Raw genomic sequence first — 24418 nt, 5'->3', positions numbered from 1 at the left:
GTCAGCTTTCGAACGTGGCCCCGGCATTTGCCGCACCGGCGCGGGCAAAGGCGAGGGTGGCGATGGCGGTGTCCTGGATGCCGGTCCCGGTCAGGTCCGCGATGGTGATCTGGTCGTTGCGCGTCCGTCCCGGCGTCAGGCCGGCAACGATCTGGCCGAGCTCTGCAAAGACCGCGTCGGCCGTGACCAGGCCAGCGTCGATTGCGTGATGCAACTCGCCGAGACGCCGCGTCTGCTTCAAGCTGTCGGCGACATAGACGTCGGCACCCGCAACGGCGGCCGGATCGATCTCGTTCTTGTGCTCCGCATCCGAGCCCATGGCCGTCAGATGCTGTCCGGGCTCCAACCATCCGACCTCGATGATCGGGATTTCGGAAGGCGTGGTGGTGACGATAAGGTCGGCGCCGGTCATTGCGCCTCGGGCGTCCGGTGTCGCGGTGACAGGAAACCCGAGCTTTCCGGCCAATTCCTCTGCCACGCTTTGCGCCTTGGCGGCATCGCGCGCCCATATCCTCGCTTCGCGGATCGGCCGGACCAGCGTCAGCGCCTCGAGCTGCAGCCGGGCCTGCATGCCGGCGCCGAAGATCGCGGCCACGGACGCATTTTCCCGCGACAGATGTTTCGCCGCGACGGCGCCGGCTGCTGCCGTGCGCACGTCGGTGAGATAGCCGTTGTCCAGCAGCAGCGCCTGTACCAGTCCGGTTCGGCTCGACAGCAGCACCATCATGCCGTTGGTACTCGGCAGGCCGATCTGGGGGTTGTCGAAGAAACCGGGGCTGATCTTGATCGCGAAGCCCTCGATGCCAGGCACATAGGCCGTCTTCACATCGACTTCGCCCCGATATTCCGGAATGTCGAGCCGCAGGATCGGCGGCATGGCGACAGCCTTGGTCGCAAGCGCTGCGAAAGCCTCCTCGATGCAGGCGACCGTATCTCGGTCGAGCCCGATGACTTTCCTCAATTCTGCTTCCGTCAGAATGATCATCCGGCTCATGGTCCCTCCTCGCCGTAGAGCGGCTGTGTACCGTTGATCACCCGAAGGTGCTGCTCCATGTCGACATTCGCCCCGGACAGGATCGCGACGATGGGACCTCCGCCCCTGATTTTTCCAGCAAGCAGTGCGGCGATGCCGACCGCGCCAGCGCCTTCGACGACCTGGCGTTCGCAGGCATAGGCATGGCGCATGCCCACGGCGATTTCCGCCTCGGTCAGCAAGATGACGTCGTCGAGAAGGTCTCGGCACATGGCAAAGGTCACGCGATTGTCGAGGCCGATGCCGCCGCCGAGCGAGTCGGCAAGGGTCGATACCTCCTCGACCTGCACCGGCCGTCCGGCATCGAGGCTTGCCTTCATCGCGGCACCCTTCTCCATCGTCAGGCCGATCACTTTGGTCGTCGGACTGATGCCTTTGACCGCAGCAGCAACTCCCGCCGCAAGGCCGCCGCCCGAGAGCGGCACCAGCACGATTGCCGTCTCCGGCAAGACGTCGATGATTTCGAGCCCCAGCGTTCCCTGCCCGGCCACGACATCAGGATCATCGAAGGGCGGGACCATCACCAGCCCCTCCTCGCGCACCAGCCGGTCGACCTCCTGCTGCGCTTCGTCTTGCGACCTTCCGATGATACGGACATCGGCACCGAGGCGGCGGATTTCCGAAACCTTGTTCTCCGGCACCAGCCGCGACATGCAGATGGTCGCGACGGCACCTTCCGCCTTTGCCGCATAGGCAAGTGCACGGCCGTGATTTCCGGTCGAGGCCGCGACGAAGCCGCGCGAGCGCTCCGCCGGCGACAAAGAAAGCACCGCGTTGGTCGCTCCGCGCAGCTTGAAACTGCCGGTCGTCTGATGATGTTCGAGCTTGAGATGGACAGGCGCGCCGGCCAATTCGCCAAGTGAAGCGGACTGCACCATCGATGTACAGAGCACGCGGCCGGCAATCCGGCGGGCCGCGGCGTGGATATCCTCCAGCGAAACGGGCAAGGTGCTCACCATGATCTCAGCCTTCCCGATAGGGCTTGGTCATCAATTGACCGAGTTCGGGCCGCGCCCGATCATCGCCGCAAAGCCGCAGGCAAGCCCAGGCGGTCGCGAGATTGCTAGTGACCACCGGCTTGCCGACTTCAGCCTCGATCCGGGCCGCGACCTCTGCTGCCCGCACGGCCGTACAGGAAATAAACAGCGCGTCCGACTGCGGCGCCAGCGCCTGGCGTGCGAAGGCAAGGATCTCGTCCGGCGCGATCCGCGCCATCTCGCGATCATCGGTCAGGCCGAGACAGGTGAAGCGGTCGATAGCAAAGCCAAGCTCCGCGAAATAATCCGCCATCGGCCGGCTGGTCTCGATCGTATAGGGCGTCAGCACCGAAATCCGCCTGGCGCCCAGCGCCTTCAGGCCGGTTACGGCGGCAGCCGTCGGCGTCACGACGGGAACGCCGGGTTTGGCCGCATGGATCGCCGCCTCGATGTTCCGGTCGCCGATCACCACCGAGGCGGAGGTGCAGGAATAGACGATGGCATCGAGCGCCTCGCCCGGCAGGATCAGTGCCGCGCCTTCCGTCAGCGACGGCTGCATCTTCAAGAGGTTTTCCGGCGTGACAGGATTGGCATAGTGGATGCGGCTGACATAGACGCCGAGGCGATCGCTGGCGACCATACGCTGGAAGTCGACTTCCGTTGTATGGTCCGTCGCGAGGATGACCAGGCCGATGCGCTTTTCCAGCGGCCGGTCCTCCAGCCGCGGCAGCCGGCCGGCCGGGATGATCTCGATCTCTGCGGTCATGGTCAGTCATCCATCCTGGCGTAGCGTTCTTCGAGCCAGCGTAATCCCACGACCGAGATCAGGCTGATGACGAGGAAGAAGACACCGACCAGCGTCATCGGCTCGATGTAGCGGTAGTTGCTGTTGGCGATGCTCTTTGCCTGGTTCATGAGTTCGAGCACGGTGATCGCCGAAAGCAGCGGCGTTTCCTTGAACATGGCGATGAAATAATTGGCGAGCGCCGGGATCATCGGCGGGATCGCCTGCGGCAGGATCACGTGGATCCAGGCCTGGCGCGTCGTCAAATTGGTGGCCTTGGCCGCCTCCCATTGGCCGCGCGGCACGTTCTCGATGCCGGCGCGATAGACCTCGGCGGTATAGGTCGCATAGTGAATGCCCATGCCGATGACGCCGGCGACCAGCGGCGCCAGCCGAATGCCGATATCCGGCAGCACGTAGAAGATGAAGTAGAGCTGCACCAGCAATGGCGTGCCGCGGATGAATTCCGAGACGAAAGCGACCGTCCTGGAAATGCCGGCGACCGGTGAGCGTCGCGCAATGGCGAGCCCCAGGCCGACGATCATGGCGACGGCAGCGCCGAGGATGGTCGCGAGAAGAGTGATCTTGAACCCTTCGAGAAGGGTCGGCATGATCTGCCAGACGAAGTCCCAATCCCATTCCATCTGATCAGGTCCTTATGCCGTCGAGGCTGCGCGCCATCCGTCGCTCCAGCCAGCGCATCGTCGCGGAGATCGCCGAGGCCGTGAGAAAATAGAGGATGAGGATCGTCGCGAAGGGCACCAGCGTGTTGCCGGTTTGGGCCCGCACTACCTGCGCCTGGAACGTCATATCGGTCAGCGAGATCAGCGACACGACGGCCGTGCCCTTCAAGAGTTCGATCGCATTGTTGCAGAAGGTCGGCAGCATCAGCGGCAGCGCCTGCGGCAGGATGACGTGGCGCATGCGCTGGTATCGCGAAAGGTTGAGCGCGATGCAGGCTTCCGACTGTTCGCGCCCGACGGCCTTGACGGCGCCGCGCACCACTTCCGCCGCATAGGCGCCGACATTCAGCCCGAGCGCCAACACGCCCGCCTGCAGCGGCGTCAGGGTCAAGCCCGCGAAAGGCAGTACGAAATAGACCCAGAAGAGCTGGACGAAGATCGAGGTGCCGCGGAAGAACTCGATATAGGCCGTCGCCAACGCGCGCACGGCGAAGAAGCGCGACAACCGGCCGAGGCCCGCCAGGAAGGCCATCACCAGCGCCAGCGCAGATCCCATGATCGTCAGTTCGAGCGTCACCAGGGCGCCCTCAAGGATCAGTGTCAGATAGCCGGACCATACCGACATCGGCAACTCACTTCTTCGAGCATGTCGCGCAAAACTGTGCAGCGCTTTTGCGAGAACGACATGCGTAAAAACAAGGACCTAAAGCGCGAGGTGCCAATCTGAAAGATCGCGACGCGCTTTGGAAGATCGTTCGGGGACAATCCGGCCATGTCCATGACATGGCCGGCTGCTAACCCCTTGTTACTTCGCCGCGGCGCAAAGCTTTTCGCGGCTCGTCGACATCGCCGCCTTGGCCGAGAAACCGTAGGGCTCGATGATCTTGGCGAATTCGCCGGATTCCTTCAGCTTCTTCAGCTCGACATCGAAGGCGTCGCGGAGCGCAACGTCCTGCTTGCGGAAGGCCGCGCCATCGCAATAGACCGGCGCATTGACGACGGGTGCGACGGTCTCGAGGTTCGGATCGTTCGCCTTGGCCATCAGATCGTGGATCGACAGAACCGGCAGCGAGTAGACGTCGATGCGGCCGTCCTGCAGCATCTTGATGCCGCTCTGGCCATCCGGAACGACGATGACGCGATCGCGCGGCACGCCGGCCTCAAGCGCCAGCTTCTCCTCGGTACCGCCGCCCGGCGCGCCGATCTTGGCGTCCGGATTGTCGGCGATGTCCTTGTAGCTCGTCAGCTTCAGCGGGTTGCCCTTCTTGAGCGCGAAAGCTTCGGCGTCGCAAAGGATCGGTTCGGAATAGGCGACGGCGTTGCAGCGCTCGGGCTTCATGAAGAGGCCTGCGGTGATCGCGTCGTGGCGGCCGGCCTGCAGGCCGGGGATCATTGCGCCATATTCCGAGATCGAGGCGACCACTTCCTTGACGCCCAGCTTTTCGAATATTGCGCGCGCCACATCGGGGGCCGCGCCGGAAACCTTGCCGTCGGCGCCGACGGCGGTGAACGGCGGCTCGTTGGCGATGGCGATACGCGCAAAGCCTTGCTCCTTCAACTGCTCGAGCTTGTCATCGGCGGCGGAGGCAGGCGAAGCCGCCGTGATCAGAAGCACTGACAGGCTGGCGGCGCTCAAAAGATATCGTGTTTTCATCGTTCCCAACTCCTCTGATTTTCCTTGAGTTTGTTCTTGCGGGCAATGTCTGAGGTCAGACGCGGTGCCCCGCCGCAATGATCTTGCGCAGGAAGGTCTGCGTTCTCTCCTGTTTCGGATTGCGAAAGATGTCGCCCGGCTTGCCTTCCTCGACGATTTTGCCGCGATCGAAGAACAGCACACGGTCGGCGAAATCATGGGCGAAGCCCATTTCATGCGTGACGAGAAGCATGGTCATGTCGGTCTCGGACGCGAGCCGCCGCATGACGTTCAGCACCTCCTCGACCAGTTCCGGGTCAAGCGCCGAGGTCACCTCGTCGAACAGCATGATCTTCGGCGATAGCGCCAGCGCCCTAGCAATGGCGACGCGCTGCTTTTGCCCGCCGGAAAGCTGCGCCGGGACACTTTTAGCCTTGTCGGCCAAGCCGACCATGTCGAGAAGCTCCATCGCCCGTTTTTCCGCCACGGGCCGCTTGATGCCCTTGGTCAGCATCGGCGCCAGCGTCACGTTGTCGAGCACGCATTTGTGCGGGAACAGATTGAAATGCTGAAAGACCATGCCGATCTTTTCGCGCATCCGATGCAGGTGCCGTTCGTCGGCCGGCACCAGCCCACTGCTACCAGGCATATGGTAGAGCTGTTCGCCGTCGACTTCGATATGGCCGCCGCTGATCGTCTCCAACGTCATCAGAATACGCAGGATCGTCGTCTTGCCGGAGCCGGATGGCCCGATCAGCGCCAGCTTCTCGCCCGGCATGACATTCATCGACAGGCCGTCGAGCACGGTCAGCGGGCCGTATTTCTTGACGATGTTGTCAATGCGGATGATCGGCGGAAGCATTCATGTCTCTCCCTGTTGAGACAAGCAATGTCCTAACGATGACGGCCCATCAAAATCATGTCAATTCGTAAAATAATATCATGACAATTATTCTGCATATGCTCAAACGCAAGGCATTTGCATCAGATCGCGAGCAGCAGCTCTTGCGGATTTCCCTGCGCCAATGAGGCGACGATGCCGAGCCCGGTCCGCAGCTCGCTTTCGGTCGTCGAACCGAGCGAGATGCGCACGGCCGGCGTCCAGCCCTGATCGGTGGTGTGGAACGATTTGCCGGGCGCGATCGCCACGCCGCGCAGCCTTGCCTGCGATACGAACCCGTCTTCGGTATGGTTGCCGGAGAGCGGCAGCCAGACGTGCAGGCTTTGCGGATGCGCCCGGTATGGCTGGCCGGCCAGCATCTCCGCCGCGATCGCATGCCGGCTCAAAAGGGCGCGGCGCTGCCAGTTGACCAGTTCCATCGCCGTGCCGTCGCTGACCCAGCGGGTGGCGATCTCGGCCATGGCAGGCGTCGCCATCCAGTTGGAGACGAGATGCCGGTTGGCGACGGCGGCGACATAGCGGTCAGGCGCGGTGAGATAGCCGATCCGCAAACCAGGAACGGTAATTTTCGTGAAGCTCGTAACGTAGAGTGTCCGCTCCGGCGCAAACGCGGCCATCGGCGGCGCACGATTCTCGACCATCGGGCCGAGAATATCGTTTTCGATGATCGCGATATCATGTTTGGCGGCGACAGTGGCGAGCGCCTGTCTGCGTTCCGCGCTCATCAGCGCCGCCATCGGATTGATCACCGAGGGCTGCAGGAAAATCGCCCGGATCGGTCCCTTCCGGCAGGCTTCGTCCAGCGCCTCGGGGATCATACCCTCCTCGTCGATCGCCAACCCTTCCAGATGCAGACCGAGATAGGTCGAGAGCGGAACGAGCGTATGATGGCTGATGGCTTCGGTCGCAACCGTCGAGCCGGGCGGGGCAACGCTCATCAACGCCACGGTCATGCCCGATGTCGCACCGTTCGTCACGCTGATGTTCAGCGGCGATATCTCCAGCCCGCAGCGCGCCAGCCATTCCGTGGCGACGGCGCGGTGGCGCGGAAACACCATGTTCGGCCTGAACGAAAGGGCCGAGCTGGAGGGCAGGTTTTCCGAAAGCCAGCCGAAGGCCTGCCGCAGCCTTTCCAAATGGATCTGCTCGCAGACCGGTTTCAGGATCGACAGATCGATCACCTCGCCCAGCCGTTCCGGCAGATAGGGCGGCTCCGGCTCGCGCGGCCTGGTCTGGACGAAGCTGCCGCGTCCGATCTCGCCTGATATCAGCCCCCGGCGGATCAGCTCGTCATAGGCGCGGCTGACCGTCTGCACGGAAAGATGCAGATCGTCCGCCATCTTGCGATGCGGCGGCAATTGTGTGCCGTCGGAGAGCTTGCCGTCGGTGATCGCGTTTGCGATCTGCTCGGCAAGAGAGAGATAGGCCGGCCGGCGGAGTTGCGAGGGATCGGGGCGCCACTTTGTCATGATTTCAACACTGCTGAAAATCAGTTCAATTGACAATGCCAAAATGCGCTCCCATTGTCTTTTCCCTGCGTTTGAAATGATTTCTTTCTAAAGAAAGCACCATGAAGCTCGACGCCATCGACCTGCGCATTCTCGACGCCGTCCAGCGCGACGGCCGCATCACCAAACTGGCGCTGGCCGAAAAGGCCGGGCTGTCGCCGACGCCGTGCTGGATGCGGCTGCGCAAGCTCGAAAAGGCCGGGATCATCACCGGCTATCACGCACGCATCGCGCCGCGGCGCATTGCGCCGGTCGCCAGCGTGATGATGGAAGTGACGCTCGCCAACCATCGCCAGGCGGATTTCGAGCGCTTCGAGCGGGCCATCAGCGCAATCCCGGAGATCGTCGCCTGCTGGTCTGTCGGCGGCGGCGTCGATTACATCCTGAAAATCATCGCGCCCGATATCGATGCCTATCAGCGGCTGGTCGACGGGCTTCTCGACCGCGAACTCGGCATCGACCGCTACTTCACCTACATCGTCACCAAGACGGTCAAGGAGGACACAGTCCTTCCGGTCTCGTCCTTCACTGCCACCGGCGAGGAACAGGCCGCGTCGTAGACAATCTCTCTGTCAGGCCGCCATCCTTTAGACCATCTCTCTCTTTTTGCATCAGCCAACAGACAATCTCTCGCCCGCTCCCGTGGAAGACTGACGTCAACCGCCACGAGGAGAATGGACATGACCGCCGTTTTTGCCCGCCCCGCCTATCATGACGCGCTGTCGCGGCTCGCCGACCGTCATCTCCTGCGCGATCTGGCCTATGTCGGCGGCCGGTGGATCGCCGGCAAATCAGGGAAAAGTTTCGAGGTTACGGATCCCGCCTCTTCGGCGACGCTGGCCTGGGTTGCAAGCCTTGGCGCCGATGAGACGGCGGTGGCGATCGATGCGGCGTCGGAAGCTTTCGCCGGCTGGCGCGCAATGCTGCCGCAGAGCCGCGCGGCGATCCTGCGGAAATGGTTTGAGCTAATGCTGGCTGCCAAGGAGGATCTGGCGCTGATCATGACGCTCGAACAGGGCAAGCCGCTTGCGGAATCGCGTGGCGAGATCGATTACGCCGCCTCCTTCGTCGAATGGTACGCCGAGGAAGGCAAACGGCTGAACGCCGAGAGCGTCACCAGCCATTTGCCCGGCGCGGAAATGATCGTCCGGCGCGAGGCGCTCGGCGTCGTCGGCATCGTCACGCCCTGGAATTTCCCCTCTGCGATGCTCACCCGAAAGGCTGCCGCGGCGCTGGCCGCCGGCTGCACGGTCGTCGCCCACCCCTCCTCCGAGACGCCGCTTTCGGCACTGGCGCTTGCCGAGCTCGGCGAGCGGGCCGGCATTCCCGCCGGCGTCTTCAACGTGGTCACCGGCAATGCCGCAACGATCGTCGGACGGATGTGCGCCGACAATCGCGTGCGGGCCATGAGCTTCACCGGCTCTACCGGGATCGGACGGCTGATCGCCGCCCAATGCGCGCCCACCCTGAAGCAATTGGTGATGGAACTCGGCGGCCACGCCCCGCTGATCATCTTCGATGACGCCGACATCTCAAAGGCGGTCGAGATCGCCGTCAACGCCAAGTTTGCCACATCAGGCCAGGATTGCCTTGCCGCCAACCGGATCTTCGTCCAGCGCCGGATCGCCAATGGCTTCGTCAAGGCCTTCGCAGACCGCATAGCCGAACTGAAGGTCGGTCCGGGGCTCGAGGATGGCGCCGAGATCGGCCCGCTGATGCATGAACGCGCCGTCGCCAAGGTCGAGGAACAGGTCGCCGACGCGCTGGCGCGCGGCGCGCGGCTCGTCGCCGGCGGCAAGCGTCACAAGGCCGGCCGGCTTTTCTATGAGCCGACGCTGCTGACCGATGTGCCGACGGATGCGCTGATCATGCGCGAGGAGACTTTTGGGCCTGTGGCGGCCATGACCGCCTTCGACACGGAAGACGAGGTTATCGCCCGCGCCAACGATACCGAATACGGCCTTGTCGCCTATATCGTCACGGAGAACGGTGCCCGCCAGATGCGGCTCGGCCGCGCGCTGGAATACGGCATGGTGGCGGTCAACCGCGTGAAGATCACCGGCTCTCCCATCCCCTTCGGCGGCTGGAAGCAGTCCGGCCTCGGCCGCGAGGGATCACGCCATGGGCTCGAGGCCTTCACCGAGCTCAAATATCTCTGCATCGACACGGCCGCCTGACCCCAATTCAAGCGAGACCCCATTTCAAGAAAGAGGCTACGACATGCTCGACAGAAGCAACGAACTCACCGCCTGGGACCGCGATCACTTCTTCCATCCCTCGACCCATATGGGCGGCCATGCCCGCGGCGAGACGTCGACCCGTGTCGTCGCCGGCGGCGAAGGCGTCTACATCACCGACACGACAGGACGCAAAAGCCTCGACGCCTTTGCCGGCCTCTATTGCGTCAATGTCGGCTACGGCCGCCAGAAGATCGCCGATGCGATCGCCGAACAGGCGAAGAACCTCGCCTATTACCATGCCTATGTCGGCCACGGCACGGAAGCTTCGATTACGCTGTCGAAGATGATCATCGACCGCGCCCCCGCCGGCATGAGCCGCGTCTATTTCGGCCTCTCCGGCTCGGATGCCAACGAGACCAACATCAAGCTCATCTGGTACTACAACAACATCCTCGGCCGTCCGGAAAAGAAGAAGATCATCTCGCGCTGGCGCGGTTATCACGGCTCCGGCGTCATGACCGGCAGCCTCACGGGCCTTGCCCTCTTTCACACCGCTTTCGATCTGCCGCGGGCGCCGGTGCTGCACACCGAAGCACCCTATTATTTCCGCCGCCCCGACCGGTCTATGAGCGAGGGGCAGTTCTCGCAATATTGCGCCGACAAGCTCGAGGAGATGATCATCGCCGAAGGCCCGGAAACGATCGCCGCCTTCATCGGCGAACCCATCCTCGGCACCGGCGGCATCGTGCCGCCGCCGAACGCCTACTGGCAGAAGATCCAGGCCGTGCTCGACAAATATGACATCCTGCTCGTCGCCGATGAAGTCGTCACCGGCTTCGGCCGTCTCGGCACGATGTTCGGCTCGGATCATTACGGCATGAAGCCGGACCTGATCACCATCGCCAAGGGCCTGACCTCGGCCTACGCTCCCCTTTCCGGCACGATCGTTTCGAACAAGATGTGGCAAGTCCTGGTACAGGGTTCCGACCAGCTGGGCGCAATCGGTCACGGCTGGACCTATTCCGCCCATCCGATCTGTGCTGCCGCAGGCATTGCCAATCTCGAATTGATCGATGAACTCGGCATCGTCGAGAATGCCGGCGCGACCGGCGCCTATTTCCGCTCGGAACTCGCAAAGGCCGTCGGCGGCCACCGAAACGTCGGCGAAGTCCGCGGCGACGGGCTGATGGCGGCCGTCGAATTCGTCGAGGACAAGGACGACCGCACGTTCTTCGATGCCGGCCGCAAGATCGGCCCGCAGGTCGCCTCCGCCCTCCTCGAACGCGGCGTCATCGGCCGCGCCATGCCGCAGGGCGACATCCTCGGCTTCGCCCCGCCGCTCTGCCTGACACGCGAGGAGGCCGACATCGTGGTCAAGGCCGCGGCGGACACGATCGAAACCGTCTTCAAGAACATCTGAGGGAGAAGAGTGGTATGACGATCCCGGAAAAGATGGCGGCCGTATTGCTCACTGGCCATGGCAGTTTGGACAAGCTCGTCTATAGCATGGACGTGCCCGTCCCGAGACCTGCGGACGGCGAGGTTCTGATCCGCGTCACGGCCTGCGGCATGAACAATACCGACGTCTGGGTCCGCCAAGGCGCCTATGGCACCGAGGACGATCCGTCGGCCGTCTCCACGTGGCGCAGGCAAGGCAATACGCTGACATTCCCGCGCATTCAGGGCACCGATACGGTCGGCCATATCGTCGCGGTCGGCGCCGGCGTTAATCCGGCGCGCGTCGGCGAACGCGTCATGGTCGACTTCTCGATCTATAACCGCGACGACGACAGCCTCGCCGATATCGATTACATGGGCCATGGCCGCGACGGCGGTTATGCCGAATACATGGCACTGCCGGCCGAGAACGCCCATGTCGTCGCAACCGATCTGACCGACGTCGAACTCGCCACCTTCTGCTGCGCCTATCTGACCGGCGAGCGCATGCTGGAACGGGCAAGGCTTGTCGCCGGTGAACGCGTTCTCGTGACAGGCGCCTCGGGCGGCGTCGGCTCGGCGATCATCCAGCTGGCGCGCGCCCGCGGCGCCATCCCGATCGCGGTCGCAGGTCCTGGCAAGGAGGCGGCGATGCTCGATATCGGCGCCGAGGCGGTCGTGACCCGCGGCAAGGGCGATGTGGTCGAAGCCGTCCATGCCGCCAGCCGTGGCCAGCCGATCGATGTCGTCGCCGATCTCGTCGGCGGACCGCTGTTCAACGACCTCCTGAAGATCCTGCGCCCCGAAGGCCGTTACACGACAGCCGGCGCCATCGCCGGCCCGGTCGTCCAGCTCGATTTGCGGACCATGTATCTGAAGCAGCTGGAGCTGCACGGGTCGAGCCAGGGAAGCCGCGCCGACTTTCGTCGGATCGTCGGCTATATCGAAAGCCGGAAAATCCGGCCTCTCGTCGGCGGCGTCTATCCACTATCGGAATTCCACCGCGCGCAGACCGATTTCATGGCGAAGAACTTTGTGGGCAAATTGGTCGTGGTCCCCGACGCGAGATGATCCTTGCTTTAGCGGGCGAACCTTATCGGGTTTGCAGCGTTTCACGGCCATGGGAACTGATGATGGCACCGGGCTTTCGCTGCGTCGGACTATTTCGCAGCAATGCGACGACATTCTTGCCGCGCCCTCACTGGAGGAGGCGGAACGTTCGTTCGCGCCAATAGGTCGCTGATGCCAGCCTCCGCCAGCACCAAACATCTGACCTCCATCGAACTTGGAAGAATTCGGCGCGCCGTCGCCATAGCGCGCCTGATGGATACCGCGGTCAGATTGCCTGTCATCGGCGTGCGGATCGGTGCAGACTCGATTCTCGGCCTTATCCCGGCCGTCGGAGACATTGCCGGATCCCTGATCGGTCTTTTCATCATCGATGAGGCAAGACGCCTCGGCATTCCCACCCAAAAGCTCGCACGCATGGCCGTCAATCTCGGGATCGACGCCGCCGGCGGGACGGTTCCGTTGCTCGGCGATATCTTCGACGTCTATTTCAAGTCTCATCGCCGAAACGTCGGCATCATTCTCGACCACTTTGGGATCAGCGAAGACGAGTTGAACCGGCGCATCTGAGCAAGCCGACGTCCCTTTGAGGAATTTATACGAGGCTGTCGGCGCCGGCTCCAACGAGGCCGCGCAACCGGTACCCTGGCCTTAAGACGACGAGCAACCTGCCGAGGTGGCACTGAACTGGAGCACCTTTGCTTAAAGTTCGATCAGAGCGCCGGCCGTCTTCACTGCGTGGTCAAGAACGAATTGCAGCTTGGCTGCGTGGCCAAAACCAGGCTCATCCAGCTGCCCCTTTTGCACGGCGTTTGCAAAGCGCTGGAAATTAGTGATAACCGGTTCGACGTCGATCTTACGCCAGATTGCCTTGTCGGCATCGGGACCTTCACAGGCCCTGAGCGTCGAACCTTCAGGCGTATGCACCACCTCCAGCGCGCCCTTGTCTCCATGCAGGCGCAGGCGCAATTCGTTCAGATGGCCGGTTGCCCAGCGCGTTGCGTGGATGACGCCAGCGGCACCGTTTTCGAGTTCAGCCATCATCAGGAAACTGTCGTTGGCGTCGAGATCATACTCGCCGATCCGATTTCCGGGGCTCTTGTCGAACACCTTAAGATGCGATGCGGCCGCCTTGACGTCACTTCCGGCGGCAAAAACCGCGAAGTCGAGAATATGGATACCGACATCGCCCAGCACGCCATTGGAGCCGTGCTTTGTCGACAGCCGCCAAAGCCATTGCGATTCCTTGGTCCAGTCGCCCCACGCCTTTGAGACCAGCCAGCTCTGGAGATAGGATGCTTCGAAGTGGCGGATCGCGCCGAGGCGGCCGTCCAACACCATCTTACGCGCTGCTTGCAGCGGCGCTACATTACGATAGGTAAGGTTTACCATCGTGACCTTGCCGGACGCAGCGGCAGCGTCGGCCATCTCCTTGGCTTCGCGGTAGTTAACCGCCAGCGGCTTCTCGCAGAGGACATGCTTGCCGGCGCCGAGTATCTTCATTGTCGTGGAATAATGCGCGCGATCCGGCGTGACATTGGTCACGGCGTCAAACTCTCCCCAGGCAAGAGCGTCATCAAGCGACGTGAAGGTAAGTGGGATACCATGCCTTAGCGCGAAGGCCCGTAGCCGGACCTCGTCCGTATCAACAGCAGCAACAATTTTTACGTCGGCGATTTCGGAAAAATTCATGGCATGGGTGTTTGCCCATCCTCCGGTTCCGAGAATGATCAAGCGCATTTTTGTCCTCATGGTCGTTTATCGAAATCATTAGCGCCAGAACCGTCGTCTTTCACAAGCGCCAGATGGTCTTGCCAAATGGAGAGCGACGACTGTCAGCACAGCGTTTTGCCAGGCGGACCGCATGCGTGGCGTCCCGCCCAAGGACGGTGTTTCAGTTCCTCAGCGGTAACCGGCTTCGCCGGCCTGGTGCAGTCTCGGGCCGCGTTCGACGATCGGCTCCAGTGCTTTTTCTACAGGCACATTTGGAGCATCGGTGATACCAGTCAACGACCCCTCGGGATTATAGGCCCACGTGACGCCGTTGATCAGCACCTTAAGTATCGCCTCGCCGCCCTGACGGAGAGCAACCTCTCGATACGGAAAGGGACGTTGACGATTGTCTTGGCTGCGCCCATTTCGACCCTGCCCGTCGCACAAACCGTTCCCGTGTCTCGAGGGGCCTTGCGTCATTGCGTTTACAGCACGCAGGATCGGCCTGCTTTTCTAAATCTGATCGACCGCCGGGACCTTTCCGGTCAGAAACGCCAGAGCAGCTGCGCCGACGAGGCCCGAGTTCTGGTCCAACGCCGCCAGCATTACCCTGACATCCTTGAATGACGGCATTGCCCATTGCGTGATGTAGCCTTGAATGCCGGGTTGCAGTCGGTCGAACTCGTGGGAAAGACCGCCTCCCATCACGATGATATCGGGACTGAAGATATGGATCAGGCTGGTGAAGCCGCGACCGAGAATTTCCGCTTCCTCGTCAATCAGTTGATTTGCGAGACGATCGCCATTTCTTGCTGCTGCAAAAACGCTGCGGCTATCGATGGCGCCGCCATCGCTGCCTATTGTCGTCGCGCTGGATTCCACAGCCCTGATTTGGGCGCGGCGCGCAAATGCCGTTCCGGATCCGTAGGCCTCGAAACAACCCCTGTTGCCGCAGGGGCAAAGCTCTCCGTTCGGCACGACCGACATGTGCCCAACATGGGCTGCCATGCCCTTGCGGCCGCGCACGACGCGACCATCCGACACAACGCCACCGCCAATGCCAGTGCTCACGGTGACATACACCAAATTGTCGAGCCCCTTGCCGGCTCCGAACTGCCACTCACCGATGGCAGCGGCAATCGCATCATTCTCGAGGTCGACCGGAAACGGAAACCGCTTCTGCAACTCCGCCTTCAGCGGAAAGTCGACAAAGCCGGAGAGGGTCGGGATATTCGAGGCGACACCGGCGACCGTATCGAGCGGGCCCGGAGCGGATACGCCGACGCCCACCACCGAAGCGGGGTTCGATGCTGCAAGCAGTCCGTCGGTCAGGCCGCAGATTTGGGCGAGCACGCGGTCGGGGCCCGCCAACGCATCCGTCGGTTCGGCTGCGCGCGCCAGAATCCTGCCCTGCTCGTCGACGAGGGCAGCGCGCACCTGCGTCCCACCGAGGTCGATTCCAATGGCAACCTGCTGCATGTGAAGACCATGAGTTAGAGTGCGCGCACCCATGCCATCCGCTCGTCTAGCGATGGCGCATTGAAAGCCAGGGAACCGAGGACCACCGTTTCCGCACCCGACTGGCGCAGAAGCGGCACGGTGTGCTCGCGAATACCGCCGTCGGCCGCCAGCACGATTCGATGCGCCGCACCGCAACCGGCGATGATCTGCTTTGCCTGCTGAAGCCGCGCACCAGCCTTTTCGTCGAGGCCCTGGCCCTTCACGCCAATCGCCGTGCCGAGCAGCGTCACAAAGCGCAGCCGGGAAGCATATCTCTCGACCCGTTCGACGGGGGTGTCGACCTTGAGCACCATGCCGGCAGCGACACCGCGGCGATCGAGAAGATCGAGAGCCTCGACAGCGACGCTTTCGTTTTCGACATGAAGACTGATCAGGTCGCTGCCCGCATCGGCGAACTGCTCGATCTGCGACAGGAGGATGCTGTCGGCGACCATCAGGTGAACATGGATCGGGCGCGCGGACACTTTGCGCACGCCGGCAACAAGATCGGGGAAAAACAACATGGCCGGCGCGAAATGGCCATCGGCGACATCGATGTGGAGGATGTCGACGTGAGGATCGACACGCGCCAGATCATCCGCCAGATGCACGAGATCGGCCGACCAGACCGAGAATTCGGCAATCAGGCGATCCTTCGGAAGATCGGCGATCCAGGTCTTGGAGGGGGTCGTCATTGTTTCAGAGCTCCTTCAGAAAATGGCCCATGGCAAGCCGGAAGTCGGCGACGTATTGCGGACGGCTCTCAGTCTTCGGCGTGATCTGCACGAAGCGCGCGCCGGCAATCCGCTCGACAAGAGCACGCGCATGGCTGAGAGGATGAATGCTGTCCCGATCATGGCCGATAACCAGCGTCGGTACGGTGAGATTGCCGACCTCCTCGTCGGTCACATCAGGACCATCATTGGAAATCCTGGTGAGCAGTTCGGCGGTCACATCCAAAGGCGTGCGGGAGAAAAAACCGGCAAGCGAGGCCAGATTGTCCGGCGCCTCGGCGGCGAGCCGCACGCCCACCGGCCCGGCAAGGAATGCGGTCTTTGCTTCGCCCAGTGGCAGAGTTTTCAGAAGCCGCCCGACTTCGGCGTTGGGTGCCATATTCTCCGGCGCGGATGCCGTCAGCCAGGCCGGCCTTGCTATGATCAGAGCCTTGACAAGATCGGGCCGCTTGACCGCGAGACGCAGGGCGATCGCCGCGCCCATCGAGATGCCGCCGATCACGATCGGCGGCATAAGGTTCTTTTCGATATAGGCGGCGATATCATCGCAGAAGGTCGCGATCGACAGCTGCTCCGGATTGCCGGTTTGGGAATGGCCGTGGCCGCGTGCTTCGATCGTTACCCGGCGAAAACCCGCTTCGAGCGGAAAGGCTTCGTCGGTCTGCGCCGCGTCGCCGCATAAGCCATGCTGGAAGATTATGGACGCGCCCTCGCCCGCCATATCGACATTGAGAATGGTCCCGTCGCTGGTTTCGAACGGTTCAGCCCGTCTCATCTTCCTGCCCCCACAGCTTCGCCGCCGAGACTGCTCTTCAGGAAACTCGCCGCACCGGCCGCCTCCGAAGCCGAAAGGCCATGTGTGACGAGACTGCCCTCGAAGCCGATCGCCTTGAGACGGCCGAGATAATGCGCGTAGTCGAGCACACCCTTGCCGGCGGTCGCGAAACTACCGTCCGGATTGCGATCTTTCGCATGTGCCATGACGATCCGATCGGCCAGAAGGTCGATGGCGGAAGAGACAATGTTCCGCTGCTCATCGAGCGTCGCGACCTCGAAGAGATTGGCTGGATCGAGCACGATCTTGATGCGGGGGCTCTTCAGTGCCGTAATCAGCCGATGGGCTTTCTCAGCCGAGTTGACGACATTGGCAAGCTCGGGCTCGACGCCGAGATCGACATCGTAACGCTCGGCGATCTCGATGGCCGCGCCCATCGCCTCGAGGAGATCCCGCCAGGCCTCCGGCGTGTCGTTGTCGGCATGCGCCTTCCACTGGTCGATGGGGTCGCGTGTGCCGGTGCAGAGCGTGATCAAGGTGGTCGACATGCCGGCGCAGCGCTCGGCCAGGGTCGCCAGTTTGCGAAGGCCGGCCTCGCGCACGGCGAGATCCGGATGAATCATGTTGAAGGTGCCGGAAACGGCAACGATCTCGACGCCGCTGCTACGCGCCGCTTCGCCGACTGCGCGGGCCTGGGCTTCCGTGATGATCTCCGGCATCGGCGCAAGGCCCGAGCAGGCCATATTGTATTGTGCGCAACTGAACCCGGCGCCAGCGACCGAGTTGAGAACGGTTACGGGTTCCGTTCCCTCGAAGGTCTTTGCGAAGATGCCGAGCTTCATCACACGCCACCCGTGACGTCGGACAGCGCAACCGCCTTGCCGCTTTCGGCGGAACGCGCGACGGCAACCATGGCCCGGACGGATGCCAGGCCATCATCGATATCGGCCCCTTCCATCACCGCGCCATCCAGAATGGTGCGGGCGAAGCCTTCGACCTGGCGGCGGTAGAAATGGCCGTCGGCACCGAGAACACGGTGTGTGGCGCCGTCCGCTTCCCGGAAAATGTCGACCTCACTGCTCTTGTAGTACCACGGGTTATAGGTCTTGCCCAAAATGCTGCCGTTCTTGCCATAGATCTGGAAGCCTTCGTGCCAGTCCATGCGCACCTGGACGGTGAGATCGAGATGGCCGAGTGTGCCGGAGGCAAATTCCACGTCCACGAACCAGCACCAGATACCGGCTCGCTCGGACAGACGAGCGTTGACGGAAACGATGTCGCCGGCGAAATAACGGGCCGTGTCGATCAGATGGCAACCATGGGCAAGCATATAGTAGCGCCGCAGGTCGGCCTTCGGATTGGCGGAGGGTTTCTTCGCATTGGCGCTGGTGACGATCAGGGGCTGAACCGCATCGGTCATCGGATAGCGGTGCGTGCTGTCGCAATACCATGCTTTCAGAGCGACCATCTCGCCCATTTCATCGCGGATGAAGGACTTGGCAGCCTGCAGCCCCGCGTCGAAACGCTTCATATGCCCGACCTGAAACACCTTTCCCGACGTGTCGACCACAGCCTTCAGTTCAAGGCATTCCTCGACGGTGACACCGACGGGTTTTTCGCACAGCACATGCTTGCCTGCCTGAAGGGCGCGAATGGAAGCAGGCACGTGAAAGGCGTCGGCGGTCGCGATGACCACGGCATCGAGGTCGGGATCGGCCAGCATCTTGTCGTAGTCGTCATAGGTTTTTTCCGCCCCATGGGTGATGGCCATACGTTCGCGGAGATCTTCGGCAACATCGCAAATTGCATAAAGGTCGGCATTGGCTGCCTTGGTGCAGCTCTCGAAATGCGCGGCCTGGGCAATCTGGCCCGCTCCCAATACGCCGATGCGGAGACGTCGTTCCTGTTTTGCTGGCATCGATAAGCCCTTTAAGTCGGATACTGAAGATGAACGCTGGTTTCGGCGTCGGATGGAATGCTTTCAAGACATCGAACGTCGACAACGGCTTGTGGCCGGACTGCCAGCAGCGCCTGCGGCTCTCCCTCGTCACGTCACAGCGCCATATGCGTTTGAGGGTGGAAAAAGTGCAGTTTCGCCGGGTCGATGGCCAGGTCGATCGATTGGCCTGTCTCGACCGCGCTGACCGCTTCGAACCGCGCGACGGCATTGGCGGCCCCGCTCAGGTCCTCGACGGCATCGGGGTCGCCCGAGTCGATGCGGACCGCGTCGATCTTCAAATGCACGATCAACTCGGAGCCAAGCTCCTCGATCGATTTCACGACAACCGGGATCGTCGGATGGGAGGCGCCAGATGGCAACCGGCTGTCGTAGAGGTCCTCGGGCCTGACCCCAAAGATCACATCCTTTCCCTCGAAAGCGGATAGACCGGGAGAGCGCTCGAAGGCGCCGCCGGACAAGGGGATGGAGAAGCCCGGCAGATGGATCCGTCCGCCCGCCAGACGCCCTTCGAAAAGGTTCATCGACGGCGAACCGATAAAGCCGGCGACAAATGCATTGACCGGGCGGTGATACAGAGCCTTGGGCGTATCCACCTGCTGCAGCACGCCGCCCTTCAGCACCGCGACCCGATCGCCCATGGTCAGCGCTTCAGTCTGGTCGTGCGTCACATAGATCGTCGTCACGCCCAGCTGTCTCTGCAGGCTGGCGATCTCTGCCCGCATCTGAACACGCAGCTTCGCATCGAGGTTCGAGAGCGGTTCGTCCATGAGGAATGCCGCGGGCTCGCGGACCATGGCGCGGCCCATCGCAACACGCTGGCGCTGGCCGCCGGAAAGCTGCGCGGGCTTGTTGCCCAGCAAGGGCTCCAGCTGCAGGATCTTGGCGATTTCGTGGACACGTTTGGTGCGTTCGGCCTTGTTCTTTCCGGCCAGCTTCATCGAAAAGGCAATGTTATCGAAGACGGTCATGTGCGGATAAAGCGCATAGCTCTGAAAGACCATGGCAATGTCCCGGTCCTTGGGCGCGAGATCCACGACGTCCTGGCCGCCGATGCTCAATGTTCCGCTGCTGATTTCCTCGAGCCCGGCAATCATGCGCAGAGCGGTCGATTTTCCGCATCCGGACGGCCCGACCAGAATCAGAAACTCGCCATCATGGATCGTCAGGCTCAGATCCTTGATCGCATGGTAGCTGTTTCCATAGGTCTTGCAGATTTTGTCGAGTACAACCACAGCCACGTCTCGTCCTCCCGTACCAGTCCGGATCATATCTTCAGACGGCGCTCCCCGCCGTGTCCGATCCTTTTGACAAGAAAGCTCAGGCCTGAGCTTCAAAGTCAACCAAAGAATCGATGATATTTCGCCGCAGATTACCAGCCGCTCTTAATATCTATTTGAAACGTATCATTATTTTACCAGAAATTAAAAATAAACTGCGGAATTATATTTTTTATCGCGCGTAACTTTTATGATCGAACTTGCCGCTGTTGAGAGATCGCTCAAAGTGATTCAATGACACGCCAGCCGTGAGGCTCTGCTCGGTCAGTCGATCGGTGCCGGCACCCATCGCCGCCCGCGCTCATTTTTGGCATCCCGGCATCGGCATCGGCACAGGCGCATTCTCCGCCGCCATCCATGCCAGGCACATAAGGTGATCCGGCAGGCCTCTGCGCCCTCCCCGTGCGGTCACGGAAATGGCGGCCGCCGCCGCGGCATAGGCAGTGCAATCAAGCGGGCTCTTACCCTCTGCGAGAGCAAGGGCGTAGGCACCGTGAAAACAATCCCCGGCGCCGGTCGTGTCGACCGCCTGAACTTGATAGGCCGGCACATGCCAGCGGGTGGCATCGCCTCTCTGTCGGAGGTAGGTCCCTCGTTCGCCATCAGTCAGGACAACCGCGGACCGATCCCCCGACCAGAGCTTGTCCAGGATCATCGTTGGATCACCCTCGCCGGTGTACTCCCGCCCGAAGGCAATCGGCAGCACCAGATGATCGGCAAGAGCCAGGATCCGGTCGGTCGCGGCGCCGACCGTCCATTCGATATCGGCAATCACGGCAAGGCCCATGGCGCGTGCGCGCGCCACAACGTTTTCCGAGTGTGTGGCATAACCATCGATCAACAGTACCGGGGCTTGCATCAGAACATCATCGGGCAGCGCATCCGACGTGCCGTGCAGCACATCGTCGTCATAAGCGATGAACCGGTCGCCGTCGGGACCGACCGTGATCACGGAGCGGATCGGCGCGGCATCCGCGTGGCGGGGAGCCAGCGATATATCGACACCGTCCCGCTCGAGCTCGCTGCCCGCCACGTCGGCCGTTGTCTCATTGCCGAGCCAGCCGATGAAGCCGGCCCGCCCGCCGAGCCGGGCGACGGCAACAAGGGCCGTCGCCACGTTGCCGCCATGGTCCGTGGCGCGCTTCGTCACCTTCCCCTTGCCGGCCGTCAGCCCCCGATCGACATAGATGATGTCATCGATTGCCAGGGCGCCGAAGCCCAGAACCTGGAAAGGGCGCGACACGTCTCAAGCACCGGCCGCCGCCAGTGCATCCTCCGGCGTCATCCCCTTATGAATGACGAACTTGAAGGCGCGTGCGGCCATGGTCGTATCGCCGTGACCCCAGAGGTTGCGACCGACGACCGCGCCTTTGGCTCCAGCGCGCAGTGCTTCCGACGTCTGGACGAGCGCCCCGAGCAGCGTATCGGTCTTCGGGCCGCCGGCGATCACGACCGGAATCGGGCAAGTCGCAACGGTCTCGCGGAAGGACTCGAAATCGCCGGTGTAGCCGACCTTGATCACGTCGACGCCGGCCTCGAAGCCGATGCGCACGGCGTAAGCGATTTCATCCGGGGTGAACACGATCTTGCCGCCGTCGGAGAAATCGCGGGGATAGACGTGGGCGACGACCGGCATCTCGAAGCGGGCGGCGGCGTTGACCGTATCGGTGAGCCAGCGGATATACTCTCCTTCGGTGGCGCCGCGCACGGGAATGGCGACAGCCAGAGCGTCCGCACCATAACGCACCGCGTCCTCCGGGGTCGCAATGAGCTGGCGAATACGGTCGTCGGCGGTGAAGCAACCGCCCTGAATGACGAGCGCTGCCTTTCCGGCGTATTCCGACCAGAGGTGGCGCGCCGCGCCAGGCTGGATGCTGATGTAGTCGGGGCCTCCCGCCATGACGCGTCTGAGCGCACCCGGCAGGTCGGCAAGCCCGCCCTCACGCACATTGCCATAACCGACAAAATGATCGACGGCGCCTCCGAACAAGTGACCCGATGGGTTCGAGAACAGGCGTGCGAGGCGGATTTTGGTTCCGAGACCCATGGCAAGACTTCCTTTGTGATTGCCGACTTTGTGATTGCAGGCTTGCGATTGCCGGCGCCGATGCTGGAAAAACCCTAACTCGAAAACAAACAAACATTCAATATTTCGATTTCTTTCGTTTTTACATGAATGATGAATTTTTGACGTGCATTTTCGTGGCTGAACGGCTATTTCAACAGCAGAAGCCGTAGGATGAAACAGCGAGCTTTCGTTTTTCAAAAGTCGCAGTGTCGCATAACAGCAGTCGGGATCACATATGCTTGCAGAACAGAGGCGGCAGCAGATCATGCTGGAACTTCAACGGGTCGGCCAGGCACGCACCCGCCAGCTCGCGGAATTCTTCGAGGTCTCGGAAGTGACGATCCGCTCCGATCTCGAAATCATGGACGCCAAGAAGCAGCTAATCAAAACGCATGGCGGGGCAATCGCCCTGCCGTCCGACTCTCCGGCAGCAGCCTTCGAGGAACGCATGCAACGCAATTTCGATGCGAAGCGACGCATCGCCCAGATGGCTGCGAGACAGATCATCGATAACCAGTCGATCGTCTTCGACAGCGGCTCGACGCTGCTGCAGGTCGCCATGCAGATGCCACCAGTCAACAACGTCGTGGTTGCGACAACGGCAATGAACATCGCCCAGCATCTGATGTACCGGCCAGGGCTCGACGTGCACATGATCGGCGGCCGCGTGTTTCCCAGCACCGTGAGCACGATCGTACAGGACTCCGACAAGGCGGTCGGCGGCCTCGTCGCCCACCAGGCTTTTGTCGGCGCCCACGCGATCGATCAGGCCTTCGATGTCGTCGATGTCTCCGAGGACGTGGCACGGACCAAGCGCAACCTGGTTCGCATGGCGCGGCGTGTCGTCCTCGTGGCGGATTCGAGCAAATTTGACGTCGGCGCCTCCTCCAAAGCCTTCTCGCTGTCGCGCGTCGACTTGATCATCACGGACAGCAACATGCCGCACAGCATTCGCCACAGGCTCGACAAGCTGGGCGTGGAGGTTCGCTACGCGTGACCTCCAGTCCACCGCTCCAATTTACAAGAGAGACAGGAGAGGCTCTGGCATCGACGGATAGCTTTGGCCGACGCCACGGAATACGAGATGGGCTAAAACCCCAGACGTCGAAGCGTCTCGCGGTTCGCTCGAACGGCGGCGGCAGGATCGGTTTCGGCATGGTCCGATTCTTCTTCCACCACGATCCAGCCGATAAGGTTCGGCGCATCCCGAACGGTCGAAACCACGGCAGGCACGTCGCAGACGCCTTCGCCCAGCATCGCCCAGGTCCCGCCGGCGTCGACATCCTTCAGATGCACGTAACGGATCCGGTCCCGGTGGGCCGCCAGCGTATCGCCGATCTGCTGGCCGCCACGCAGGATATGACCGGTATCCGGCACCCAACCCACCTGTGGATCCAAGAGAGCAAACAGTTGATCATAGTCGTTCCGCGTGAACAGCAGCGTGTTGTGGTGCGAGGAAGGATGGACAGCTACAGCGACGCCAGCCGACTGTCCGATCTCGGTCGCACGATTGTAGCACTCGGCCGCAATCGCGAATTTCTCATCGCGCGGACCATCCGAGACGACCGTCGCCGATCCCATCGATATCATCGCGCCGGGAAAATTCGCCGCGAAATCGACCCATCGCCGCGCCGTGTCGAGATCGGAGGCAATCTTTTCCGCCACCGTGAAGCCGCTGGCGGAGCCGAAGGCAAAGGAAACCAGCGCCAAACCGGCATCCGCCAGGGTGCGGGCAAAGTCGGCAGGCTTGAGCGCGTAGTGACCGATCATCGTATCGGTGATTTCGATACCGGCATATCCGCCGTCGGCAATGGCGCGCACCAGATCGTCCGGACCGCCGCTCCAAACTGTCCCCAGCATCTCCCAGGTGAATGTTTGACAGCCGATCTGCAGCTCAGCATTTTTCATATCGCGGTCCTGACCTATTCGTTGATGACAGCCGATACCGGAGCCGGCGGCTTCCCCGCGGGCAATCCTCAGGGGCTTCGCCGACCTTGCAAAACTCCTTCCGCCTGGGAGGCGGCCGAAGGCCGGAAAGGCGGGCTCTTCAGCGGGGATTGCGACGCCAGCGTCTTGCCATTACGTACGGTCAAATGTTAGCGTACGTCAATATATTTTATTCCTTGCGATTAAAATGTAACGTACCCCTCAACCCTTCGCACCCGCAACGGCAAAATCAGGTTCTTC

Annotated in this window: 24 protein-coding genes and 1 pseudogene; 6 read left to right on the top strand and 19 right to left on the bottom strand. The window is 62.1% G+C overall.

Annotation, left to right across the window (positions count from 1 at the left end):
• Nucleotide 1: 1 nt before the first annotated feature.
• The 8 genes from eutC to ehuR all read right to left on the bottom strand — a co-directional run bounded on the left by eutC (nt 2) and on the right by ehuR (nt 7480).
• On the bottom strand, nt 2–994 hold the full coding sequence (gene eutC / locus AC244Q_RS24305) for an ectoine utilization protein EutC (RefSeq protein ID WP_128407811.1): 993 nt from the start codon (nt 992–994) through the stop codon (nt 2–4).
• Complete coding sequence (gene eutB, locus AC244Q_RS24300; RefSeq protein ID WP_128407812.1) at nt 991–1992, bottom strand: hydroxyectoine utilization dehydratase EutB; 1002 nt, start codon at nt 1990–1992, stop codon at nt 991–993. Before eutB ends, eutC begins: the two co-directional genes overlap by 4 nt.
• 4 nt (nt 1993–1996) lie before the next feature.
• Nucleotides 1997–2776 (bottom strand): ectoine utilization protein EutA, encoded by a 780-nt coding sequence (gene eutA, locus AC244Q_RS24295; protein ID WP_128407813.1) that lies wholly within the window; start codon nt 2774–2776, stop codon nt 1997–1999.
• 2 nt (nt 2777–2778) lie between these two features.
• Nucleotides 2779–3438 carry an ectoine/hydroxyectoine ABC transporter permease subunit EhuD gene (gene ehuD, locus AC244Q_RS24290; RefSeq protein ID WP_012755553.1) on the bottom strand — a complete coding sequence of 220 codons (660 nt, stop codon included), beginning with the start codon at nt 3436–3438 and terminating at the stop codon, nt 2779–2781.
• Between the two features lie 4 nt (nt 3439–3442).
• Nucleotides 3443–4102: an ectoine/hydroxyectoine ABC transporter permease subunit EhuC gene (gene ehuC / locus AC244Q_RS24285; protein WP_128407814.1), complete on the bottom strand. Its 660-nt coding sequence runs from the start codon at nt 4100–4102 to the stop codon at nt 3443–3445.
• A gap of 180 nt (nt 4103–4282) precedes the next feature.
• Nucleotides 4283–5131 (bottom strand): ectoine/hydroxyectoine ABC transporter substrate-binding protein EhuB, encoded by an 849-nt coding sequence (gene ehuB, locus AC244Q_RS24280; RefSeq protein ID WP_012755552.1) that lies wholly within the window; start codon nt 5129–5131, stop codon nt 4283–4285.
• Between the two features lie 55 nt (nt 5132–5186).
• Nucleotides 5187–5972 (bottom strand): ectoine/hydroxyectoine ABC transporter ATP-binding protein EhuA, encoded by a 786-nt coding sequence (gene ehuA / locus AC244Q_RS24275; RefSeq protein WP_017996258.1) that lies wholly within the window; start codon nt 5970–5972, stop codon nt 5187–5189.
• A 122-nt stretch (nt 5973–6094) separates the two neighbouring features.
• The gene (gene ehuR / locus AC244Q_RS24270; protein ID WP_128407815.1) at nt 6095–7480 is read right to left on the bottom strand and encodes a MocR-like ectoine utilization transcription factor EhuR; all 1386 of its coding nucleotides are present in this window, start codon (nt 7478–7480) and stop codon (nt 6095–6097) included.
• Nucleotides 7481–7581: 101 nt separating this feature from the next.
• Between ehuR and AC244Q_RS24265 the strand changes: the two genes are divergently transcribed.
• The 5 genes from AC244Q_RS24265 (at nt 7582) to AC244Q_RS24245 (ending at nt 12774) form a co-directional block, all read left to right on the top strand.
• Complete coding sequence (locus AC244Q_RS24265; RefSeq protein WP_012755549.1) at nt 7582–8079, top strand: Lrp/AsnC family transcriptional regulator; 498 nt, start codon at nt 7582–7584, stop codon at nt 8077–8079.
• A 120-nt stretch (nt 8080–8199) separates the two neighbouring features.
• Nucleotides 8200–9696 carry an NAD-dependent succinate-semialdehyde dehydrogenase gene (locus tag AC244Q_RS24260; RefSeq protein ID WP_128407816.1) on the top strand — a complete coding sequence of 499 codons (1497 nt, stop codon included), beginning with the start codon at nt 8200–8202 and terminating at the stop codon, nt 9694–9696.
• A gap of 43 nt (nt 9697–9739) precedes the next feature.
• A complete protein-coding gene (locus tag AC244Q_RS24255; RefSeq protein WP_128407817.1) occupies nt 9740–11119 on the top strand; it encodes an aspartate aminotransferase family protein in 1380 nt (459 codons plus the stop codon).
• A 14-nt stretch (nt 11120–11133) separates the two neighbouring features.
• Complete coding sequence (locus AC244Q_RS24250; RefSeq protein WP_128407818.1) at nt 11134–12207, top strand: alcohol dehydrogenase family protein; 1074 nt, start codon at nt 11134–11136, stop codon at nt 12205–12207.
• Nucleotides 12208–12378: 171 nt separating this feature from the next.
• A complete protein-coding gene (locus AC244Q_RS24245) occupies nt 12379–12774 on the top strand; it encodes a DUF4112 domain-containing protein (protein WP_012755545.1) in 396 nt (131 codons plus the stop codon).
• A gap of 132 nt (nt 12775–12906) precedes the next feature.
• On the opposite strand, the gene AC244Q_RS24240 is transcribed toward AC244Q_RS24245, so the two are convergent.
• The 10 genes and pseudogenes from AC244Q_RS24240 to AC244Q_RS24195 all read right to left on the bottom strand — a co-directional run bounded on the left by AC244Q_RS24240 (nt 12907) and on the right by AC244Q_RS24195 (nt 22210).
• The gene (locus tag AC244Q_RS24240) at nt 12907–13944 is read right to left on the bottom strand and encodes a Gfo/Idh/MocA family protein (RefSeq protein ID WP_012755544.1); all 1038 of its coding nucleotides are present in this window, start codon (nt 13942–13944) and stop codon (nt 12907–12909) included.
• Between the two features lie 162 nt (nt 13945–14106).
• Nucleotides 14107–14268 (bottom strand): annotated as a pseudogene (locus AC244Q_RS24235) (ThuA domain-containing protein); the annotation flags it as partial.
• A 162-nt stretch (nt 14269–14430) separates the two neighbouring features.
• Nucleotides 14431–15396: an ROK family protein gene (locus AC244Q_RS24230; protein ID WP_128407824.1), complete on the bottom strand. Its 966-nt coding sequence runs from the start codon at nt 15394–15396 to the stop codon at nt 14431–14433.
• A 14-nt stretch (nt 15397–15410) separates the two neighbouring features.
• A complete protein-coding gene (locus AC244Q_RS24225; protein ID WP_012755542.1) occupies nt 15411–16112 on the bottom strand; it encodes a ribulose-phosphate 3-epimerase in 702 nt (233 codons plus the stop codon).
• A 4-nt stretch (nt 16113–16116) separates the two neighbouring features.
• A complete protein-coding gene (locus tag AC244Q_RS24220; RefSeq protein WP_128407819.1) occupies nt 16117–16926 on the bottom strand; it encodes an alpha/beta fold hydrolase in 810 nt (269 codons plus the stop codon).
• Nucleotides 16923–17768 (bottom strand): sugar phosphate isomerase/epimerase family protein, encoded by an 846-nt coding sequence (locus AC244Q_RS24215; protein WP_003562554.1) that lies wholly within the window; start codon nt 17766–17768, stop codon nt 16923–16925. The genes AC244Q_RS24220 and AC244Q_RS24215 overlap by 4 nt, the downstream gene beginning before the upstream one ends.
• Nucleotides 17768–18844 carry a Gfo/Idh/MocA family protein gene (locus AC244Q_RS24210; protein ID WP_128407820.1) on the bottom strand — a complete coding sequence of 359 codons (1077 nt, stop codon included), beginning with the start codon at nt 18842–18844 and terminating at the stop codon, nt 17768–17770. Before AC244Q_RS24210 ends, AC244Q_RS24215 begins: the two co-directional genes overlap by 1 nt.
• A 134-nt stretch (nt 18845–18978) precedes the next feature.
• Complete coding sequence (locus AC244Q_RS24205) at nt 18979–20124, bottom strand: ABC transporter ATP-binding protein (RefSeq protein WP_012755539.1); 1146 nt, start codon at nt 20122–20124, stop codon at nt 18979–18981.
• A gap of 340 nt (nt 20125–20464) precedes the next feature.
• Nucleotides 20465–21406, bottom strand: a complete 942-nt coding sequence (locus tag AC244Q_RS24200; RefSeq protein ID WP_128407821.1) for a PfkB family carbohydrate kinase — start codon at nt 21404–21406, stop codon at nt 20465–20467.
• Between the two features lie 3 nt (nt 21407–21409).
• Nucleotides 21410–22210 (bottom strand): beta/alpha barrel domain-containing protein, encoded by an 801-nt coding sequence (locus AC244Q_RS24195; RefSeq protein ID WP_003562561.1) that lies wholly within the window; start codon nt 22208–22210, stop codon nt 21410–21412.
• A gap of 256 nt (nt 22211–22466) precedes the next feature.
• Here AC244Q_RS24195 and AC244Q_RS24190 point away from each other — a divergent pair, with 256 nt between their 5' ends.
• Nucleotides 22467–23228: a DeoR/GlpR family DNA-binding transcription regulator gene (locus AC244Q_RS24190; protein WP_012755536.1), complete on the top strand. Its 762-nt coding sequence runs from the start codon at nt 22467–22469 to the stop codon at nt 23226–23228.
• A 92-nt stretch (nt 23229–23320) separates the two neighbouring features.
• On the opposite strand, the gene AC244Q_RS24185 is transcribed toward AC244Q_RS24190, so the two are convergent.
• Entirely contained in the window at nt 23321–24139 is an 819-nt protein-coding gene (locus tag AC244Q_RS24185) for a sugar phosphate isomerase/epimerase family protein (RefSeq protein ID WP_487764155.1), read from the bottom strand.
• Nucleotides 24140–24418 lie beyond the last annotated feature (279 nt).

The sequence above is a fragment of the Rhizobium sp. CB2179 genome (assembly GCF_057653455.1).
Note: the sequence above shows the minus strand (reverse complement) of the source record. Positions and strands in the feature narration are given on the sequence as shown.

Coding starts and splice junctions, on each gene's coding strand:
- eutC (WP_128407811.1), bottom strand. CDS start 994: ATGAGCCGGATGATCATTCTGACGGAAGCAGAATTGAGGAAAGTCATC.
- eutB (WP_128407812.1), bottom strand. CDS start 1,992: ATGGTGAGCACCTTGCCCGTTTCGCTGGAGGATATCCACGCCGCGGCC.
- eutA (WP_128407813.1), bottom strand. CDS start 2,776: ATGACCGCAGAGATCGAGATCATCCCGGCCGGCCGGCTGCCGCGGCTG.
- ehuD (WP_012755553.1), bottom strand. CDS start 3,438: ATGGAATGGGATTGGGACTTCGTCTGGCAGATCATGCCGACCCTTCTC.
- ehuC (WP_128407814.1), bottom strand. CDS start 4,102: ATGTCGGTATGGTCCGGCTATCTGACACTGATCCTTGAGGGCGCCCTG.
- ehuB (WP_012755552.1), bottom strand. CDS start 5,131: ATGAAAACACGATATCTTTTGAGCGCCGCCAGCCTGTCAGTGCTTCTG.
- ehuA (WP_017996258.1), bottom strand. CDS start 5,972: ATGCTTCCGCCGATCATCCGCATTGACAACATCGTCAAGAAATACGGC.
- ehuR (WP_128407815.1), bottom strand. CDS start 7,480: ATGACAAAGTGGCGCCCCGATCCCTCGCAACTCCGCCGGCCGGCCTAT.
- AC244Q_RS24265 (WP_012755549.1), top strand. CDS start 7,582: ATGAAGCTCGACGCCATCGACCTGCGCATTCTCGACGCCGTCCAGCGC.
- AC244Q_RS24260 (WP_128407816.1), top strand. CDS start 8,200: ATGACCGCCGTTTTTGCCCGCCCCGCCTATCATGACGCGCTGTCGCGG.
- AC244Q_RS24255 (WP_128407817.1), top strand. CDS start 9,740: ATGCTCGACAGAAGCAACGAACTCACCGCCTGGGACCGCGATCACTTC.
- AC244Q_RS24250 (WP_128407818.1), top strand. CDS start 11,134: ATGACGATCCCGGAAAAGATGGCGGCCGTATTGCTCACTGGCCATGGC.
- AC244Q_RS24245 (WP_012755545.1), top strand. CDS start 12,379: ATGCCAGCCTCCGCCAGCACCAAACATCTGACCTCCATCGAACTTGGA.
- AC244Q_RS24240 (WP_012755544.1), bottom strand. CDS start 13,944: ATGCGCTTGATCATTCTCGGAACCGGAGGATGGGCAAACACCCATGCC.
- AC244Q_RS24230 (WP_128407824.1), bottom strand. CDS start 15,396: ATGCAGCAGGTTGCCATTGGAATCGACCTCGGTGGGACGCAGGTGCGC.
- AC244Q_RS24225 (WP_012755542.1), bottom strand. CDS start 16,112: ATGACGACCCCCTCCAAGACCTGGATCGCCGATCTTCCGAAGGATCGC.
- AC244Q_RS24220 (WP_128407819.1), bottom strand. CDS start 16,926: ATGAGACGGGCTGAACCGTTCGAAACCAGCGACGGGACCATTCTCAAT.
- AC244Q_RS24215 (WP_003562554.1), bottom strand. CDS start 17,768: ATGAAGCTCGGCATCTTCGCAAAGACCTTCGAGGGAACGGAACCCGTA.
- AC244Q_RS24210 (WP_128407820.1), bottom strand. CDS start 18,844: ATGCCAGCAAAACAGGAACGACGTCTCCGCATCGGCGTATTGGGAGCG.
- AC244Q_RS24195 (WP_003562561.1), bottom strand. CDS start 22,210: ATGGGTCTCGGAACCAAAATCCGCCTCGCACGCCTGTTCTCGAACCCA.
- AC244Q_RS24190 (WP_012755536.1), top strand. CDS start 22,467: ATGCTTGCAGAACAGAGGCGGCAGCAGATCATGCTGGAACTTCAACGG.
- AC244Q_RS24185 (WP_487764155.1), bottom strand. CDS start 24,139: ATGAAAAATGCTGAGCTGCAGATCGGCTGTCAAACATTCACCTGGGAG.